This is a genomic window from Denitromonas ohlonensis (assembly GCF_007625205.1).
Classification (GTDB): domain Bacteria; phylum Pseudomonadota; class Gammaproteobacteria; order Burkholderiales; family Rhodocyclaceae; genus Nitrogeniibacter; species Nitrogeniibacter ohlonensis.
On sequence record NZ_VMNI01000001.1, the window covers coordinates 35,817 to 53,404 of the forward strand.

18 protein-coding genes are annotated in these 17,588 nt (G+C 64.7%); 9 read left to right on the top strand and 9 right to left on the bottom strand.

Annotated features, from left to right (window positions below; genetic code table 11):
* Position 1 precedes the first annotated feature (1 nt).
* Positions 2-934 carry a DUF6515 family protein gene (locus FHP89_RS00175; RefSeq protein ID WP_144176445.1) on the bottom strand — a complete coding sequence of 311 codons (933 nt, stop codon included), beginning with the start codon at positions 932-934 and terminating at the stop codon, positions 2-4.
* A 19-nt stretch (positions 935-953) separates the two neighbouring features.
* Positions 954-1,520: a glycine zipper 2TM domain-containing protein gene (locus FHP89_RS00180; RefSeq protein ID WP_144176446.1), complete on the bottom strand. Its 567-nt coding sequence runs from the start codon at positions 1,518-1,520 to the stop codon at positions 954-956.
* A 141-nt stretch (positions 1,521-1,661) separates the two neighbouring features.
* On the opposite strand from FHP89_RS00180, the gene FHP89_RS00185 reads away from it, so the two are divergent.
* Positions 1,662-2,171, top strand: a complete 510-nt coding sequence (locus tag FHP89_RS00185) for a DNA-deoxyinosine glycosylase (protein WP_144176447.1) — start codon at positions 1,662-1,664, stop codon at positions 2,169-2,171.
* 52 nt (positions 2,172-2,223) lie between these two features.
* Here FHP89_RS00185 and FHP89_RS00190 read toward each other — a convergent pair whose 3' ends face one another.
* Positions 2,224-3,138 carry an EamA family transporter gene (locus FHP89_RS00190; protein ID WP_144176448.1) on the bottom strand — a complete coding sequence of 305 codons (915 nt, stop codon included), beginning with the start codon at positions 3,136-3,138 and terminating at the stop codon, positions 2,224-2,226.
* A 79-nt stretch (positions 3,139-3,217) separates the two neighbouring features.
* On the opposite strand from FHP89_RS00190, the gene FHP89_RS00195 reads away from it, so the two are divergent.
* Entirely contained in the window at positions 3,218-3,730 is a 513-nt protein-coding gene (locus FHP89_RS00195; protein ID WP_144176449.1) for a MarR family winged helix-turn-helix transcriptional regulator, read from the top strand.
* Between the two features lies 1 nt (position 3,731).
* Here FHP89_RS00195 and FHP89_RS00200 read toward each other — a convergent pair whose 3' ends face one another.
* The 5 genes from FHP89_RS00200 to FHP89_RS00220 form a co-directional block, all read right to left on the bottom strand.
* On the bottom strand, positions 3,732-4,352 hold the full coding sequence (locus FHP89_RS00200; RefSeq protein ID WP_144176450.1) for a glutathione S-transferase: 621 nt from the start codon (positions 4,350-4,352) through the stop codon (positions 3,732-3,734).
* Entirely contained in the window at positions 4,349-5,110 is a 762-nt protein-coding gene (locus FHP89_RS00205) for an ABC transporter permease (protein ID WP_144176451.1), read from the bottom strand. Before FHP89_RS00205 ends, FHP89_RS00200 begins: the two co-directional genes overlap by 4 nt.
* Entirely contained in the window at positions 5,107-6,018 is a 912-nt protein-coding gene (locus FHP89_RS00210) for an ABC transporter ATP-binding protein (protein ID WP_260851427.1), read from the bottom strand. Before FHP89_RS00210 ends, FHP89_RS00205 begins: the two co-directional genes overlap by 4 nt.
* A 217-nt stretch (positions 6,019-6,235) precedes the next feature.
* Positions 6,236-7,096 carry an NAD(P)H-binding protein gene (locus tag FHP89_RS00215; RefSeq protein WP_144176453.1) on the bottom strand — a complete coding sequence of 287 codons (861 nt, stop codon included), beginning with the start codon at positions 7,094-7,096 and terminating at the stop codon, positions 6,236-6,238.
* A gap of 23 nt (positions 7,097-7,119) precedes the next feature.
* On the bottom strand, positions 7,120-7,914 hold the full coding sequence (locus FHP89_RS00220) for a siderophore-interacting protein (protein ID WP_144176454.1): 795 nt from the start codon (positions 7,912-7,914) through the stop codon (positions 7,120-7,122).
* A 165-nt stretch (positions 7,915-8,079) separates the two neighbouring features.
* Here FHP89_RS00220 and FHP89_RS00225 point away from each other — a divergent pair, with 165 nt between their 5' ends.
* On the top strand, positions 8,080-9,027 hold the full coding sequence (locus tag FHP89_RS00225) for a LysR family transcriptional regulator (protein WP_144176455.1): 948 nt from the start codon (positions 8,080-8,082) through the stop codon (positions 9,025-9,027).
* 71 nt (positions 9,028-9,098) lie between these two features.
* Here the strand turns inward: FHP89_RS00225 and FHP89_RS00230 are convergent, their stop codons facing one another.
* Entirely contained in the window at positions 9,099-9,992 is an 894-nt protein-coding gene (locus tag FHP89_RS00230; RefSeq protein WP_144176456.1) for a LysR family transcriptional regulator, read from the bottom strand.
* Positions 9,993-10,119: 127 nt separating this feature from the next.
* On the opposite strand from FHP89_RS00230, the gene FHP89_RS00235 reads away from it, so the two are divergent.
* The 6 genes from FHP89_RS00235 (at position 10,120) to FHP89_RS00260 (ending at position 17,571) form a co-directional block, all read left to right on the top strand.
* Positions 10,120-11,214, top strand: coding sequence for a 4-oxalomesaconate tautomerase (locus FHP89_RS00235; protein ID WP_144176457.1), 1,095 nt, complete (start codon positions 10,120-10,122; stop codon positions 11,212-11,214).
* Between the two features lie 180 nt (positions 11,215-11,394).
* Complete coding sequence (locus tag FHP89_RS00240) at positions 11,395-12,498, top strand: Bug family tripartite tricarboxylate transporter substrate binding protein (RefSeq protein ID WP_144176458.1); 1,104 nt, start codon at positions 11,395-11,397, stop codon at positions 12,496-12,498.
* A gap of 70 nt (positions 12,499-12,568) precedes the next feature.
* Positions 12,569-14,581: a tripartite tricarboxylate transporter permease gene (locus tag FHP89_RS00245; protein WP_144176459.1), complete on the top strand. Its 2,013-nt coding sequence runs from the start codon at positions 12,569-12,571 to the stop codon at positions 14,579-14,581.
* Positions 14,582-14,693: 112 nt separating this feature from the next.
* Positions 14,694-15,539, top strand: coding sequence for an FAS1-like dehydratase domain-containing protein (locus tag FHP89_RS00250; protein ID WP_144176460.1), 846 nt, complete (start codon positions 14,694-14,696; stop codon positions 15,537-15,539).
* Positions 15,540-15,549: 10 nt separating this feature from the next.
* Positions 15,550-16,731, top strand: a complete 1,182-nt coding sequence (locus FHP89_RS00255; RefSeq protein WP_144176461.1) for a CaiB/BaiF CoA transferase family protein — start codon at positions 15,550-15,552, stop codon at positions 16,729-16,731.
* An 18-nt stretch (positions 16,732-16,749) separates the two neighbouring features.
* Positions 16,750-17,571: an HpcH/HpaI aldolase/citrate lyase family protein gene (locus FHP89_RS00260; protein ID WP_144176462.1), complete on the top strand. Its 822-nt coding sequence runs from the start codon at positions 16,750-16,752 to the stop codon at positions 17,569-17,571.
* Positions 17,572-17,588: the final 17 nt, after the last annotated feature.

Here is a 17,588-nt window from a genome sequence, read left to right on the forward strand (position 1 = left end):
ATCAACGTACGGTGTAGCCCCGCCCGTCCAGACACGCGCCCATGGCGCGGTAATAGTCGGAACGCGCCGAACCGGACTGCGTGTTCGAGCCATCGTAGACCGGCCGCGTGGGATCAAAACCGGTCTGCTCGCGCGACCAGCGATGACATTCGTAGCGATCATCAGCCTGCTGCGCCTCGGACTGCCCCAGGCGCGGATAGATGAATTGCTGCGGCTCGTCATCCGCCAATTCATCCTCCGGGTACTCGGGTGCGCCCGCCGGACGCTCGACCACCACATAGCCCTGCGGCGCCGGCGCGTAATACACCTCGTTGGCGTAGTAATACCGCGACGGCCCGATGCGCAGCGTCAGATAGCCCAGCGGCAAGACCGGCACAACAATCCCGAAGGGCGGCGCAATGACGACAAAGCGGCTGCCCGAGGGCCGGTACCACACGCCATTGGAAAACATGTAACGACCGCCCCGGTGAGTGACGACGCGGTGCGCCGGCGGCAAAGCGTGAATGACCGCGCCCCGCGACGGGTAGTGCCGACGCTCGACATGCACGCTGCGCCGGTCGTCCCGGCGATCATCCCGTCGATCCACGCGAGCGTCCTGTCGCACCACCGCGCGGGTGTCACGCCCGTCATCACGGCGATCCTGTCGTGTCTCGCGCGGACTCTGCACGGACTCGCGGCGGTCATCGCGTCGCTCATCCCGGCGGTCGTCGTGGCGGTTCTCGGTCCGGGCTTCGGTCCGGGCTTCGGTCCGGTTCTCGGTTCGGGCTTCGGTCCGGGCTTCACTCCGCGCCTCCCGGCGCTCATTCGTGCGCGCGTCGCCCCGTCCGCGATCCCGCTCTCCGGTCGTGTCGGCATGCGCCAGATTGCCCATGCTGGCCAACAGCGACAGCGCGATCAGCATCCCGCGAGAACAAACCAAGGTTTTCGTTTTCATCGTTGTTGACTCCATGGATTCAGCGCACGGTGTAACCGCGGCCTTCAAGGCACGCGGTGGTGGCACGGCGGTAATTGTCGGCACGCTGCTCGCGCGGCAGATCGCGGCGCTCGGCCATGCGCGATTCAATGGCCTGGGCGCGCGCTTCACGCGCGTTATCGGCGGCATTGCCGGCCACGCCACCCACCACGGCGCCAATGGCCGCGCCTTCCAGCGTGCGTCGCGGGTTGGCCACCGCGGCACCCACCACGGCCCCAGCCACCGCCCCCATCGTGGTGCTCGTACCCGAGGGCGGATCGGGCTCGACGCGCGGCGCCGGCGCGCGCGATTGCGCCGACGACCGGGCCGGATCGAAACCGCTTTGCTTGACCGCCCACAGATGGCATTCGTAACGATCGCGGTCAGCCCGTCGCGCTGACTGTCCCTGGGCGGGATAAACCGCCATCTCCCGCGGCGAGGCCTCGACCGGCATCGGCGCCCCGCCGACCTGACCGGAACGCGGCGCAGCGCACCCGGCCAGCGTCACGACCGCGAGCAATGCGACACCGGTACGACGTGTTTGAAACAAGGCAAAACGGCCACGCATGGGCGACTCCCGACAAACTCAACTCACAGGCCTCAGTGTGCGGCCCCGCCGGGTGAAGTGCTTGCCGAGCGTGGTTAAGCTGTGTAAAGAAGGAACACAGAATCGTCTCCAGACGTAAGCCCCCCATCCAGGTCTCCCGCCATGTCCTTTGTTCACAGTTTTGCGCCCCTGGCCGACGCCGGCGCCACCCGCCTGATCCTCGGCAGCATGCCGGGCAAGCGCTCGCTGGCCGAGCAGCAGTACTACGCCCATCCGCACAACGGTTTCTGGCCGATCATGGCCGAACTGTTTGGTTTCGAGGTCACCGCCTCCTACGCCGAGCGCTGCGCCGCACTCACCGCGGCCGGCGTTGCGGTGTGGGATGTGCTCGCCGCCTGCACCCGCGAATCCAGCCTGGATTCGGACATCGTCGAGGCGAGCATCGTGCCCAACGACTTCGCCGGTTTTCTCACGGCGCATCCGGGCATTGAGGCCATCTACTTCAATGGCGCCAAGGCCGAGAGCAGCTTCAACACCCATGTGCTGCCCACCCTGAGCGAGGCGCACGCCGCCATCCGCCGCCACCGCCGCCTGCCCTCGACCAGCCCGGCCCACGCCGGAATGCGCTTCGACGCCAAGCTCGACGCCTGGCAACACGCCATCGCGCCCTGAGCGCTCAGATGTGGTGAAGACATCTTAACGCCGGCAGTTTGTTCACAAGGTCTCAGGCCTTGGCCGGCACCGGGCACACGGCCGGTTCGGCCGCGCGACGCGGTGCCGCCATCGCGCGCTGCACCACCAGCACGCTGGCCAGCACCACCACCAACCCAACCAGCGACAGGCCGCGCATGCTTTCGTCGAGCAGCGCCCAGCCGACCAGCACCGCGGTCAGCGGGCTGAGCAGGCCGAGCGAGGACACCGCCACCGGCGACAGCCGCGCCACGCCGCGAAACCACAGCGCGTAGGACAGCAGCGCACCAAACACCGCCAGATAGGCATAGCCGGCCAGGTTTGCCGCGCTGAGCGTCGGCAGCGGCGGATCGATGACCCAGGCCACCGGCGCCAGCATCACACCGCCGAGCAGCAGTTGCCAGCCGGTGAAGGCCAGCACCGGCAGCTCGGGCCGCCAGCGCCGCGCCAGAAACGTGCCCGCCGCCATGCAGGCCGCACCGGCCAGCGCGGCGGCAATACCCACCGGCGACCACACCGCGTCGGGCGACAACAACAGCGCCGCCATGCCCAGCACGCCGGCCACGCTGGCCCACACCGCCAGTCGCACCGGCCGCTGCTGGTCGACCGCCCAGGCCAGCGCCATCACCAGCAGCGGCTGGATCGCCCCGACCACCGCCGCCAAACCGCCCGGCAGGCGGTAGGCGGCGACGAACAGCAGCGCCTGAAAGACCGCAATGTTCAGCGCCGAGAGCACCAGCAAGCGCCCCCAGAACCCCGCCGCCGGCAGGCGTCGACACCACAGCACCAACAGCACCCCGGCCGGCAGCGCACGTAACAAGGCGGCGGTGAACGGCCGGTCGGGCGGCAGCCATTCAGTGGTAACAATGTAGGTGGTGCCCCAGATGATCGGGGCCAGCGCGGTGAGCAACGCGTCGCGCCACTGGCTTTGGGATTGTGTCGTTTTCATGGCTTTATCTTCACATCAAGATAAAATAAAGCCTGACACAGAATTATCTTGAATTCAAGATAGTTAACGGAGGCAATCGATGAACGGAAGCCCGTCCAAGGACGCGGTCGACACCATCCTGGCGCAGTGGGGCCGCGAACGGCCGGACCTGGATCTGGCGCCGATGGGTGTGATCGGCCGCCTCAAGCGATGCTCGGCGCTCATGCAGCGCGAGCTCGACACGGCATTCAGCGCCTTCGACATGAGCCGGTGGGAATTCGACGTACTGGCCACGTTACGCCGCGCCGGGGCTCCCTACTGCCTCAGCCCCACCGCGCTGTTCGCCTCGCTGATGATCACCTCCGGCACCATGACCCACCGCCTGCAAGGCCTCGAAGCCCGCGGCTGGATCGCCCGCCTGCCCGACCCGAAGGACGCGCGCAGCAAATTGGTCGAACTCACGCCGGATGGCCTGGCGCTGATCGACCGCGCGGTCGAAGCACATCTCGAAAATGAACGCAGAATTCTCGCGCCCCTCGACGCCGAATCCCTCGACGCGCTGGACGCTCAGCTCGCCAGGCTGCTGGCCGTACTGGAGCCATCAACAGACTGATTCAGCGCGGCTCCTGCCAGGTGCGGTGGCGCACCATCACCGCCGCAAACAGGGGCGAGGCCAGCCAGACCTTGAGCCAGCGGCGCAGCGCCGGCAGAGGCGCCTTTTCGAACCACGCGGCATCGACCGCGGCGAACTGGCGCACGAAGGGAAACAGCGCTGCATCGGCCAGCGACGGCGTGTCGCCGAAGAGATAGGCGTGGTCAGTCAGGCGCGCTTCGAGATCGGTCAGATGCGCCGCAATCGCCGCATTCCGCCATGCCACCGCTGATTTTTCGGGGAAGCGTTCGGCGTACTTGTAGCGGTCGAGCAGCGGCTTGAAGTCGATGTCATTGCGGGCGACGAGCACCGCCTGCTCGGCGCTGTCGCCGGTGCGCAGCCAGCCGTCCGGGTCGTTTTGCTGCAGCGCCCAGTGCATGATATCCAGGCTCTCTTCCAGCACCCGTCCATCGGGCAGTCGCATCACCGGCACCGTGCCCTTGGGCGAAAGCTCGAGCAAATGCACCGGTTTGTCGCGCAGCACCACCTCACGCAAGGCAACCACCACGCCCGCCTGCCAAAGCGCCAGCCGCGCGCGGATGGCGTAGGGGCAGCGACGAAACGAGTACAGGATCGGTCTCACGGCTTGAGGCGGTATCCGGTCTTGAAGATCCAGGCCACAAGACCAATACACGCCAACAGGAAAAACACCGTCATCCCCAGGCTCAGCGCCGGACTCACGTCAGCGATGCCATAAAAGCTCCAGCGAAAACCGCTCACCAGATACACCACCGGGTTGAACAGCGTCACCGTCTGCCAGAACGGCGGCAGCATGTTGATGGAGTAGAAGCTGCCACCCAGAAAGGTGAGCGGCGTGACGATCAGCATCGGCACCAGTTGCAGCTTCTCGAAACCGTCGGCCCAGATACCGATGATGAAGCCGAGCAGGCTGAAGGTGATCGCCGTGAGCACAAAGAACAGCACCATCCAGAAGGGGTGCTCGATGCGGATGTCCACAAACAGCCCTGCCGTGGCGAGGATGATCACCCCCAGAATCAGCGACTTGCTCGCCGCCGCGCCCACATAGGCGATGACGATCTCCAGATACGACACCGGCGCCGACAGCACCTCGTAAATCGTGCCGGTAAAGCGCGGAAAATAGATGCCGAAGGACGCGTTGGAAATGCTCTGGGTCAGCAACGAGAGCATGATCAGGCCCGGCACGATGAAGCTGCCGTAGCTCACCCCATCGACCTCCGGAATGCGCGAACCGATGGCGGCGCCGAAGACCACGAAATACAGCGAGGTCGACAGCACCGGCGAGATGATGCTTTGGGTCAGCGTGCGCCAGGCGCGCGCCATCTCGAAACGGTAGATGGCCTTGATTGCGTAGAGATTCATTTTTTCACCAGGCTCACGAAGATGTCTTCGAGCGAGCTTTGCGTCGTGTTCACATCCTTGAAACCGATACCCGCCGCGTTCAGGTCGGCCAGCAGATCGGTGATGCCGGGGTGCTCGCGTTCGGTGTCATAGGTGTAGGTCAGCGCGTGGCCGTCCTCACCGCGCTCCAGCGCATAGGCCGCCAGCGATTCGGGCACGGCGTCGAGCGGCGTTTGCAGATGCACGGTTAGCTGTTTCTTGCCCAGCTGGTGCATCAGCGTCGCCTTGTTCTCCACCAGAATAATCTCGCCCTTGCGGATCACCCCGATGCGGTCGGCCATCTCCTCGGCTTCTTCAATGTAGTGCGTGGTCAGCAAAATCGTTACGCCATCCTCGCGCAGCCCGCGCACCAGATTCCACATGTCGCGGCGCAGTTCCACATCGACACCGGCGGTCGGCTCATCCAGAAACAACATGCGCGGCTCATGCGACAGCGCCTTGGCAATCAGCAGCCGCCGCTTCATGCCGCCCGACAGCGTCATGATCTTGTTGTTGCGCTTGTCCCACAGCGACAGCGAGCGCAACACCTTCTCGATATAGGCTGGGTCCGGCGCCTTGCCAAACAGCCCGCGCGAAAAGCTCACCGCCGAAAACACCGTCTCGAAGGCGTCGGTGGTCAGCTCCTGCGGCACCAGCCCGATCAAGCCGCGCGCCGCCCGGTAGTCGTCCACGATGTCGTGGCCACCCACCGTCACCTTGCCGGCCGAGGCATTCACCAAGCCACAGATGATGCTGATCAGCGTCGTCTTGCCCGCGCCGTTCGGCCCCAGCAGCGCGAAGATTTCACCGCGGCGGATGTCGAGATTGATGTCCTTGAGCGCGGTAAAACCGCCCTCATAGACCTTGGAGAGATTCGAAACGGAAAGCATGCTTGTCATGGGCCGGGACGATACCAGAGCCGGGCCAAACGCGTCCCGGCACAATCGGTGCGAGGTGAGCTGTCAGTTCTGCGGATTGACGGCGATGCGCTGCCGCCTCCGGTGTCGGCAAGCCGCGCGGCACCGGTATGAACAGAAGAAAAGCACATCGCAGTCTCAATGAGCGTTGGCGCCTCCATCCTCTGCTCACCCTCTTGCGAGTACAAGATTACGCCTGTCTCTGTGCCGCTTTCAAAGCAGCAAAGTAGTCCGGCCAGGCTTGGTGCGCGCGCCCGGCGGCGCGTTCAAAATCGCTGGGGGCATCATAGGCGCCGGCGCGAATCCCCTGATAGATGCCCGCAATGACACTGCCCAGGAATTCGCCGAGTTCAGCGATGCGCTCGGCGCGGTAGGCTTCCACGCTCATAGCGCGATAGCGCAAATCCACGTCGAAGGCGTCGCTCAGATAGTGCGCGAGCGCGGTCTGCGTGATGCGTTCGCCGTGCAGATTGTAGGTTTGGCCGGTGTGCTGCGCCTCGGTCAGCAGGCACGTATAAGCGTCAGCCAACTCGGGGCGGGTCGTGTAACCGCACAGGCCATCGCCGGCGCAGTTGGCCACCTCACCCTTGGCTTTGTAGGTGTCGATGTAGTCGACATCGGGCTCGATGTAGATGCCGTTGCGCCCGATCACCCAATCCAGTCCGCTGGCTTTCAGGTCGTCTTCGGTCTGGCGGTTGCTTTGCACGATGGGCGAGAACGCCGAGTCGGTCAGCGGCCCCTGGATGCTGGTGTACACCATCTTTCGAACCCCGGCCGCCTTGGCCGCTTCGATGACGTTGCGGTGTTGATCGATACGCTTCTCCGGCGCATCCATGCCCGACACCAGCAGCACGGTGTCGATGCCTTCAAAGGCGAGTTCCAGCGCGCTGCGATCGTCGTAGCTGCCGGGCCGAACGGCGACACCCAGCCCTTTGGCTTTTTCAGGTGTGCGCGCCACGGCGACCACATGATCGGCGCCGATGCGCTGGACGGTGGCCTTGACGATGGCGGCACCGAGGTGTCCGCTGGCGGCGGTGATGGCAATGTTCATGATGACTCCTTGGTTCGCTGAGCTCATTCGCCCATATCGTGATCGGGATGGTCGCTGGCGCCCGCTTTCCAGTAGCCGCGGGTCACCAGGTGGGCGCGGTCGATGCCGTGTTCGTTCAGCATCACTTGCCTGATGTCGCGCATGGCCGTTGCCTCGCAGGCGACCCAGTACATGGCCCCGTCTGGCAGGCGCTGATTGCGTGCCGCCTGCAGCAGCAAGCTGCCCGGCGCGGCGCCCGAAGCCAATCGCGGCAACCAGCGAATGTCTGTTGTCGGCCGCTCGCTGGGGTTTCGCTGGTCGGCCGTATCGGCCACCTCGGCAAACAGCGTCACCATGCAATGCGGTGGCAGGCTGTCGAGAATGGTGCCGGCGGCCGGCAAGGCCGACTCGTCGGCGAACAGCACCAGATGCCGCAGGTCGTCGGGGAAGACCTGTCCGCCCCCGGGGCCCGCAACAATCAAGACGCTGCCGACCTGCGCTTGCTCCACCCACTCGGACGCCACGCCCTGCCCGTGCCGCACAAAATCCACGACCAACTCCCGGCGCACCGGGTCGAAATACCGGGGCGTATAGGTGCGTGCGGTGGGGCGCGGCTGGCCGGGCATCGGTTGCCAATCGAGCGCGATATCGCCGAAAAACAACTTGATGTGACTGCCCGGTTTGGACGGCCCGAAGCCTTCGAGGCTGTCTCCCAAAAATGTCACGCGCCGCATCCGGGGGCCAAGATCTTCAATGGCGCGCACGCTAACCGGGCGCAGGATCGGCTTGCGTCGTGCCGGGCTTTCCCCGGTCGTGTTGCGGATGGCAGAGGTGTTCAAAGGGCTTCTCCGTAGGGATGGATCAGGTTCGACTCAGCAGCGGCCCGCAAATACACGATGGGGTGAGGTGCTGGGCGTTGTTTTTCGATGGGATGGATTGTTTCAAATCGCCAAGTGTTTGATAAGCTGGCACAGTTCAATTTCTTTAACTCATAAAATCGAACAATGATTGATGACCTGCGCAGCATGGCCGTCTTTGCCACCGTGGTTGCGGAGGGCTCGTTTCGCAAGGCCGCAGCCCGGCTGGGCTTGTCGCCGTCCGTCATCAGCCATCATGTGTCGCGGCTCGAGAAGCGGCTGGACTGCGCCTTGCTGTACCGGTCCACCCGGCGCCTGTCGCTCACTGACGATGGTCGTGTGTTCCACGCGGCCTGCGCCCGGGCCCTGGATGCCGCCGAGGAAGGCCTGAACAGCGTGGCCAATCGCCAGACGGAGCTGGCCGGGCGTTTGCGCATTGGCGCGCCCGCGCTGTTGGCGTCGGGGCCGTTCGTGAGCGATGTGCTGGCGTTTACCGAGGCCCACCCGGCGGTGGCGCTGGAGTTGTGTCTGGATGACGACCGCAAGAATCAGATCGAAGCGGGCTTCGATGTGACGATCCGCATCGGTTGGCTCCAGGATTCGGCGCTTCGCGCACGCCAGCTGTTCAGCGTCAAGCGCCATGTATGCGCCGCGCCTGAGCTGGTCAAACGCATGGGAACGCCGAAACACCCGGCCGACCTGATGAACTGGCCCTGGGTGCTGGAGACCATGCTCCCCCGGTTTGTGGATTTCACAGGCCCCAAAGACACCGTTTACCGCGTGCCGATGAGCGGCCACCTGTCGACCAATCACGGCGCGACGGCCAAGCGTTTCGCACTCGCGGGCGCCGGGGCGTTCGCATCGATTGATCTTCTCGTCGCCGACGCCCTGGCCGACGGCCGCCTGGTCGAGCTGCTGCCCGATTGGCAACTGTCCTCCGCCGGCGTCTACGCGGTCTGGCCGGCCAACGCGTCTCGAAACTCGCTATCGATGCACTTTGTGGATTTCGTGCATGCGCGGGTCAACGCCATGCGCGCCAAGGCAGAAAAAGCGGGCAAACCATCGATCGCCCACCTCACGCTCGACGAACCCTAGCGCCCGGATTGGCCGAAATGCTGGCGGGCATTACCGGCAGTCGACCTTGCAGCACCTGACGTGCCGAGGCCTCAACTCGAACCGGCCTGATTCAACACGAGGTCAAAGAACGCACTGGCCGCCGGCGACAGTGTGCTGTTGCGTTTGCGAAGGATCACGATCTTGCGTTTGATCGTCGGACTGGTCAGCGGAATCCGGCACAGGCCCGGTCGCGCGCCTTCTTCAAGCGTGGAGTTGGGCAAAATGGCGACGCCCACGCCAGCCGCGACCAGCCCGATGGCCGTCGACAAATGGCGGACCTCGTAGGTGCCGGACAGCTTGATGCCGCGCTTCGCCAGTTGATAGTCAAGAAAGATCCGGTTGGCGCTCATGGTGCTGATGCCGATCAACTCGGCTTCGTGCAGATCAGACCACACGATCTGCTTCTTGCGGCTGAGCGGGTGCTCTTCGCGACAGAAAAACATGTAGGGCTCTTCGAGCAAGAGCGTCTCTTCCAGCTCGACATGACTCTCGGTCGGCAGGCCAATACCGAGCTCCGCCTGCCCATGCAGGACCGCGTCCCGCACCTCGAAACCACTGGCATCGATGATGCGGATGCGGTTGCCTGGATGGGTTTCGGCGTAGCGGCGCATGGCCTTCGGCAGCATCTGCGAGGCCATGGTGGGAATGCAGGCCAGCGTAAAGTTGCCGCGGCTGCGGCTAGACACATCCTTGAGCCGGCTGACCGCTCGGGTCACGTCGCCGACAATGGCCTGCGCCTGTGGCAGAAATTCGCGGCCCACCACGGTCAGCTCCACGTAACGCGTTGTACGATCCAGCAGACGCAGGCCAAGATAGGCCTCGAGCTTCTGCAGGCGACGGGTCAGTGCCGTCTGGGTCACATGAAGATGCTCGGCCGCTTTGCTGAAGCCCCCCAACTCGGCGATCACGACAAAGGCCTGGATTCCGTCAAAGTCGATCTTCATCTCAACCCCCTTCAATAAACGGCACTTATGCGAGTATAGAATCAATTCTCGCATTTATTGCATTTCCGTCAGATCTTGTCGCGCTCTACCATGCAATCAAACAAGGCATGTAGATGGAGACAAGCAAATGGAGAAAATACCCTGTGTTCTGATGCGAGGCGGCTCCTCAAAGGGGCTGTTCTTCCTCGCGCAGGACTTGCCCGCTTCAACGGCAGCGCGTGATCGCCTGCTGCTGGCGGCCATGGGGTCTCCTGATCTGCGGCAAGTCGACGGCATGGGTGGCGGCGATAGCCAGAGCAGCAAGGTGGTGATCGTCGGCCCGTCGAGCCGGCCCGATGCCGATCTCGAGCACCTGTTTGCTCAGGTGTCGGTGGCACGCAACTTTGTTGATGTGCGGCCCAACAGCGGCAACATGCTCTCCGGCGTCGCGCCCTTCGCCATTGATGCGGGTTTGATTCCGACAACGTCGCCGACCACCACGGTCCGTGTGCTCAACCTCAATAGCGGCAAGATCGCCGAAGTCATCGTCCAGACCCCAAACGGCAAGCTGACCTACGACGGTCGCTGCCAGGTCGATGGCGTGCCCGGCAGCTTTGCGCCGATCGAACTGCGCTTTCTCGACCCGGCAGGCACCCGCACCGGCGTGTTGCTGCCCACCGGCAAGGCCCGCGAAGAAATCTGCGGCGTTGAAGTCACCTGTATTGATTGCGCGATTCCCCTGGTGCTGGTCAAAGCCGAAGCTCTCGGCAAGACCGGCCATGAATCCAAAGCGGAACTCGACGCCGATACGGAATTTTCGAATCGCCTGAAAACCATTCGCCTGGAGGCCGCCAAACTGATGCGGCTCGAAGACAGCGAGAGCGTCGCCCTGCCCAAGATCGCCATTGTCGCGTCACCGCGCCACGGCGGCAGCATCGCCGCGCGGTATTTCTCGCCGAAATGGTGCCATGCCACCTTTGGTATTTCGGGTGCGCTGGCGCTGGCTGCGGCCTGCCATGTGACCGGCTCGATCGCCGAAGACCTGGTCGAGCTCGATGCCCGGAAGCTCGGCCATATCATCATCGAACACCCGAGCGGCACGATGGCCTTCGACATCGACATTTCCGAGCACGACGATCAGGGCATCCCCGTATTCAAACAGGCCCGCCTGATCACCACCGCCAGACCATTGCTCAGCGGCGTCGTGATGGTACCGGAACGCCTCGACCCCCAAGCCGCATGACGGCACCATCACCGCGCCGCATGCCCACAAAAACAATGGCGTGCGAGGAGACAAACGCATGAGCACGACAACACGATTTTTACTCACAGCCCGAAGATCCACAGAGGTCTGGCACGCCAAGCCCAACGGCTTTCATCACATAGCAATAACGACTTGAACGACACATCAGGAGGAGCACTCATGACCAAAAACATCACCCCTCGACGCAATTTCCTGGGCATCTCCGTGGCGCTCGCAACCGCCGCCTTCATCTCGCCCATGCCGGCCATGGCCGACGCGGTCGACTTCAGCGACAAGACCATCGAATTCGTCATCCCGTTTGGCGTGGGCGGCGGTTCCGACACCTGGGCACGCTTCAACGCCCCCTTCCTGTCCAAGCACCTGCCCGGCCAGCCGACCGTGGTCGTCAAGAACCAGCCCGGCGGCGGCTCGATTACCGGTGCCAGCCAGTTCGCCTCCCGCGCCAAGCCGGACGGTCTGTCCATCCTGGGCACCTCGGGCTCGACGCAGTTCCCCTACCTGCTCAATGATCCGCGCGTGAAGTACGACTACAAAGACTGGAAAGTCGTGCTCGCCGCACCGACCGGCGGTGTGGCCTACATCAGCAGCAGCTTTGGCGTGAAATCGCTGGCCGACCTGGGCAAGCTCAAGGGCGAGCGTCTGGTCTACGGCAGTCAGGGCGCCACCTCGCTCGACCTCGTTCCGCTGCTCGGTTTCCGTCTGCTTGGCCTCGAGGTGCAGCATGTGTTCGGCATGAAGAGTCGCGGTGAAGGCCGTCTGGCTTTCGAGCGCGGCGAAGCCAACATCGACTACCAGACCACCTCGGCCTACCTGAAGAGCTCGCTGCCCATCGTGCAAGAAGGTAAAGCCGTTCCGCTGTTCAGCTGGGGCGCCACCGACGACGACGGCAAGCTCATCCGCGACCCGAACTTTCCGGAACTGCCGCACATCGGCGAAGCCATCGAGATGGTCACCGGCAAGAAGCCGTCCGGCACCGAGTGGGAAGCTTTCAAATCCTTCCTGATCGCCGGCTTCCCGGCACAGAAACTGTTGGTGCTGCCCAAGGGCACGCCTGACGACATCGTCGAGGCTTACCGCGCCGCCGTGCGCAAGATGAAGCTTGATCCGGAATACCAGGCCGCGAAAGTCGAGGCACTGGGCGGCTACGAGCAACTGACCGACAAGGCCGGCGAATCGCTCTTCAAGGAAGGCACGACGATTGATCCGAAGGCCCGTGACTGGGTCCGTGCGCTGCTCGAGAAAGAGTACAACGCGCGCTTCTAATGCTGACCGCCGTCAGGGTGGCCACCATCGGCCGCCCTGACGCACCAGCCACTCAACACTGGAGTTTCCAATGCTAGAAGCCATGCAGAGTGCCTTTGTCGGCCTCCTCTCGTTTCAGCACTTCGCCTATATGCTGCTCGGCATTGTGGTCGGCCTCGGCGTGGGCATTCTGCCCGGCCTGGGCGGCATCGCAGGCATGTCGCTGCTGATGCCCTTCATTTACGGCATGGACCAGGTTTCCGCGCTGGCCATGCTGGTGGGCATGGTTGCCGTGATCCCCACCGGCGACACCTTCACCTCGGTACTCATGGGTATCCCCGGCTCAAGCGCCAGTCAGGCCACGGTGCTGGACGGATTCCCACTCGCCAAAAAAGGCCAGGCCGCCCGTGCCCTGAGCGCCGCCTTTTCGGCCTCCTTGCTGGGCGGCGTGTTTGGCGCGCTGCTGCTGACCGGCTTTGTGGTGGTCGCCAAGCCGCTGATCCTGTCCTTCACCACCGCTGAACTGTTCATGTTCGCCCTGCTCGGGCTGTCGGTAGTCGGTGTGCTGGCCGGCGAAAGCATCATGCGCGGTGTCATCGCCTGCGGTCTGGGCCTGATGGTCGGCGCGATTGGCGCAGCCCCCGCCACCGGCGAGAGCCGCTTCGATCTGGGCATCGACTATCTGGTCGACGGCGTGCCGCTGGTGATCATCGGCCTGGGCCTGTTTGCGATCCCCGAGATCGCCGACCTGATCCGCCGCTCCCGCCCGATCGCGGCCGAGTCCGGCCTCGGCGCTGGCTGGCTGCAAGGCGTGCGCGACACCTTCAAGAACTGGTTCCTGGTGCTGCGTTGCTCGGCGCTGGGCACCTTCATTGGCGCCATTCCGGGCCTCGGCGGCGGCGTGGTGGACTGGATCGCTTACGGCCATGCCGCGCAGACCAGCAAGGATGCATCCAACTTCGGCAAGGGTGAAATCAAGGGCGTGATCGCCCCCGAATCGGCCAACAACGCACTGCAAGGTGGCGCGCTGATGCCGACCCTGCTGTTCGGCATTCCCGGCTCGGGCAGCATGGCGGTGTTCCTCGGCGGCATGGTCCTGCTTGGATTGCAGCCCGGCCCGTCGATGGTCACCACCGACCTCGAGCTGACCTACACCATCGCCTGGACGCTGGCCTTCTCGAGCATCGTTGGCGCCGCCATCTGCTTCTTCCTGGCCGTGCCCATCGCCCGACTGACCTTCGTGCCCTTCAACCTGATCGCGCCGTTCATGATCATGATCATCTGCTTCGCGGCCTTCCAGGCGCGACGCGATCTGACCGATCTGCTGGTGCTGTTCGCGGTGGGTATCGTCGGCATCTTCCTGCGACGCTTCGGCTGGCCACGGCCCGCCTTCCTGATCGGCTTCGTGCTCTCGAGTCAGGCAGAGAACTACCTGTATCAGGCGCTGCAGTTCTACGGCTGGGAATTCGTTCAACGCCCGGGCGTGCTGATCATCGGCGCGCTGACCATCGCCTCCACGCTGATGGCCCTGCGCAGCCGGGTGTCTGAAGAAGGCGCGGTCACCAAAGAGGCCCGCGGCGAAGAGACCGACCGCCCGGTGCACGGCGGTGCCACCAAGGCCGAGCGTCGTCCGCAGATCGTGTTTGCCGTGTTGCTGCTGGCCACCTTCTTGTACGGCGTAATGAGCAGCGCACCGCTGAGCTTCCTGGGGTCGGTGTTCCCGTTCTACACCTCGGCGCTGATGGTCGCCTTCACCGGCTACATGGTGATGATGCTGGTCGTGGCCAAGCCGGGGCATAGCGCGCACTTCGACCAGGAGCTGGCGGCCAAGGCCAAGGGCGCGGACGACGGCACCACCGTCTGGCCGTCCGTGGGCTGGTTCGTGTTCCTGTTCGGCATGACCTCGGTGCTCGGTTTCATCATCTCGATCGCGATCTTCATCACGACCTTCCTGATGGTGCGCACCCAGCTCGGCGTGGCCCGCAGCCTGCTCTACACCGGTCTGTGCATCGCCTTCATGAGCACGCTGGGCCACTACCTGACGCTCGACTTCCCGGCTGGCCTGCTGCAGCACTACGTCGAGATGCCCTGGCCGCTCAAATAAGCCCGATGGGTCATTTGATTTCAACCCGCTTTTTTCTGATCCGCACCTGTCTGCCCGCACTGGCGGGCGACAGGCAGGTGCCCCGCCTGTACCTGACGGAGGACGCAACACCATGAATCTCAAGGACTGGATCGGCCGCTCGGAGGCTGTCTCCGACATCGCCACCGCCACCCCCTACGCCGCCTTGTCGGCCACTTTTGACCGCCCGTCCGAGCGCCCCGCCGCCGGCACGCCGCTGCCCGGTCTGTGGCACTGGCTGTACTTTCTGCCGCTGCACCGCCAGTCGGAAATCGGCCCGGACGGCCACGCCAAGCGCGGCGGTTTTCTCCCGCCCGTGCCGCTGCCGCGCCGCATGTGGGCCGGTAGCCAATTCACCTTTCACAAGCCGCTGCGCATCGGCGACGCCATGACGCGCACCTCGACCATCCACGACGTGACCGAAAAGAGCGGCCGCACCGGCCCGCTGGTCTTCGTCAAGGTGCGCCACGAGATCTGCCGCGACGGCGAAACCGACATCGCGCTGACCGAGTTTCACGACATCGTGTATCGCGAAGCAGCCAGGCCCGACGACGTCGCCCCGCCGCCCAAGGCCGCGCCGGCCACGTCCCCCTGGGAAAAGCAGTGGGTGCCCGACGACGTGCTGCTGTTCCGTTATTCGGCGCTGACTTTCAACGGCCACCGCATCCACTACGACCGCAAGTACGTCACCGAAGTGGAAGGCTATCCCGGCCTGATCGTGCACGGCCCGATGGTCGCCACCATGGTGCTCGACCTGCTGCGTCACCAGTTGCCCGATGCCGAGCTGGCCAGCTACGAATTCCGCGCCGTGCGCCCGGTGTTCGACATCAACCACTTCTTCGTCTGCGGTGAGCCGCAAGCCGACGGCAAGACCTTCCGCCTGTGGGCGAAGGATCACGAAGGCTGGCTGACCATGGAAGCCACCGCGGTGATCAAGTGAGGAATGAACAATGAGACCCCTTGAAGGCATTACCGTCGTTACCCTCGAACACGCCATCGCGGCGCCCTTTGCCACCCGTCAGCTCGCCGATCTGGGCGCGCGGGTGATCAAGGTCGAGCGCCCCGGCGTGGGCGACTTCGCCCGCGGCTACGACGAACGCGTGCGCGGCATCGCCTCGCATTTCGTGTGGATCAACCGCTCCAAAGAATCGCTGACGCTGGATGTGAAGCATCCCGAAGCACAGAAAGCGCTGCTCAAGCTGATCACCGAGGAAGCCGACGTGGTGGTGCAGAACCTCGCCCCCGGCGCCGCCGCCCGGCTCGGCCTGTCCTACGAAGCGCTGTCCGCAATCAAACCCGAGATCATCGTCTGCGACATTTCCGGCTACGGCGCCGATGGCCCCTACCGCGACAAGAAAGCCTACGACCTGCTGATCCAGAGCGAATCGGGCTTCCTGTCCGTCACCGGCACCGAAGACGAGCCCTGCAAGACCGGCCCGTCGATTGCCGACATCTCGGCTGGCATGTACGCCTACACCAATATCCTCGCCGCGCTGATGCAGCGTCAGAAGACCGGTCGCGGCCAGCACCTCGACATCTCCATGCTCGAGAGCCTGGTCGAGTGGACCACCTACCCGCTCTACTACGCCATCGACGGCGCCGCCCCGCCGCCGCGCACCGGCGCCAGCCACGCCACCATCTACCCCTACGGCCCCTTCCCGGCCGGCGATGGCAAGACCGTGATGTTCGGCCTGCAAAACGAGCGCGAGTGGACCGGCTTCTGCGCCAAGGTCTTGCTGCAGCCCGAGCTGGCCCGCGAGGAGCGTTTCTCGACCAACTCCCGCCGCAGCGCCGCCCGCGTCGAACTGCGCCAGATCATCGTCGACGCCTTTGCCGATCTGAGCGCCGAGCAGGTCGTCGAACGCCTCGACGCGGCGAGCATCGCCAACGCCCAGGTCAACGACATGCACGCCGTGTGGGACCACCCGCAGCTCAAGGCGCGCAAGCGCTGGCGCAACATCGAAACCTCGGTCGGCACCGTGCCGGCCCTGCTGCCGCCGGGCTCGTGGGAAGAAGGTGACCCGCGCATGGACCCGGTGCCCGCGCTGGGCGCGCACTCCGCCGCCATCCTCGCCGAACTCGGCTACGCCGCCGATCAGGTCGCCGAGCTCAAGTCGGCTGGCGTGATCTGAGCACCGAGGAGACGCGCCATGCCCCAGCCCATCAGCTACCTCTTTGTGCCCGGCAACCGCCCGGAGCGCTTCGACAAAGCCTTCGCCACCGATGCCGGCGTGATCATTCTTGATCTCGAAGACGCGGTCGTGCCGGCCGACAAGGCCGGCGCCCGCGACGCCATCGCCAACTGGGTGGCATCGCACGCCGAGGCCGCCGAGCGCATCGCCGTGCGCATCAACGACACACAGTCGGCATGGTTTGCCGACGATCTGGCGATGATCCGCGACACCGGCATCAGCCTGGTGATGCTGCCCAAGAGCGAATGGCGCGAGCAGATCGACCTCGTCCGCGCCACCGCCACGCAGGCGCAGGTGCTGGCGCTGGTCGAAACCGCCCGCGGCATCCACAACGTCGACCAGATCGCCACCACCGAGGGCGTCGCACGGCTGGCCTTTGGCACGCTGGACTACGCGGTCGACCTCGACCTGTCGGGCGATGAAGCCGGGCTGGCCTACGCCTCATCGCGCATCGCCATCGCCGCGCGCTGCGCCGAATTGCCTTCACCGGTGGCCGGGGTCACGCCCTCGGTCACCGACGAAGCGCGCGTGCTCGCCGATTTCGCCTTCGCCCGGGCCTTCGGCTTCGGCGCAAAGATGTGCATTCACCCCAAGCAGGTGGGCTGGATTCACGCCGCCTGCCGACCCAGCGCCGAAGACCAGGCCTGGGCGCACCGCGTGCTGGCCGCCGCTGAAGCCTCCGAAGGCGCGGTTCAGCTCGACGGAAAAATGATCGACCGGCCGGTGGTGCTCAAGGCACAGGCCATCCTCGCCCGCAGCCACGCGAGCGAACCTAACTGACATCTATTCAAACAACA

Bases quoted from the DNA above. Each gene is read 5' to 3' on its own strand.
- FHP89_RS00175 (WP_144176445.1), bottom strand. From the start codon at position 934: ATGAAAACGAAAACCTTGGTTTGTTCTCGCGGGATGCTGATCGCGCTG.
- FHP89_RS00180 (WP_144176446.1), bottom strand. From the start codon at position 1,520: ATGCGTGGCCGTTTTGCCTTGTTTCAAACACGTCGTACCGGTGTCGCA.
- FHP89_RS00185 (WP_144176447.1), top strand. From the start codon at position 1,662: ATGTCCTTTGTTCACAGTTTTGCGCCCCTGGCCGACGCCGGCGCCACC.
- FHP89_RS00190 (WP_144176448.1), bottom strand. From the start codon at position 3,138: ATGAAAACGACACAATCCCAAAGCCAGTGGCGCGACGCGTTGCTCACC.
- FHP89_RS00195 (WP_144176449.1), top strand. From the start codon at position 3,218: ATGAACGGAAGCCCGTCCAAGGACGCGGTCGACACCATCCTGGCGCAG.
- FHP89_RS00205 (WP_144176451.1), bottom strand. From the start codon at position 5,110: ATGAATCTCTACGCAATCAAGGCCATCTACCGTTTCGAGATGGCGCGC.
- FHP89_RS00210 (WP_260851427.1), bottom strand. From the start codon at position 6,018: ATGCTTTCCGTTTCGAATCTCTCCAAGGTCTATGAGGGCGGTTTTACC.
- FHP89_RS00215 (WP_144176453.1), bottom strand. From the start codon at position 7,096: ATGAACATTGCCATCACCGCCGCCAGCGGACACCTCGGTGCCGCCATC.
- FHP89_RS00225 (WP_144176455.1), top strand. From the start codon at position 8,080: ATGATTGATGACCTGCGCAGCATGGCCGTCTTTGCCACCGTGGTTGCG.
- FHP89_RS00230 (WP_144176456.1), bottom strand. From the start codon at position 9,992: ATGAAGATCGACTTTGACGGAATCCAGGCCTTTGTCGTGATCGCCGAG.
- FHP89_RS00235 (WP_144176457.1), top strand. From the start codon at position 10,120: ATGGAGAAAATACCCTGTGTTCTGATGCGAGGCGGCTCCTCAAAGGGG.
- FHP89_RS00240 (WP_144176458.1), top strand. From the start codon at position 11,395: ATGACCAAAAACATCACCCCTCGACGCAATTTCCTGGGCATCTCCGTG.
- FHP89_RS00245 (WP_144176459.1), top strand. From the start codon at position 12,569: ATGCTAGAAGCCATGCAGAGTGCCTTTGTCGGCCTCCTCTCGTTTCAG.
- FHP89_RS00250 (WP_144176460.1), top strand. From the start codon at position 14,694: ATGAATCTCAAGGACTGGATCGGCCGCTCGGAGGCTGTCTCCGACATC.
- FHP89_RS00255 (WP_144176461.1), top strand. From the start codon at position 15,550: ATGAGACCCCTTGAAGGCATTACCGTCGTTACCCTCGAACACGCCATC.
- FHP89_RS00260 (WP_144176462.1), top strand. From the start codon at position 16,750: ATGCCCCAGCCCATCAGCTACCTCTTTGTGCCCGGCAACCGCCCGGAG.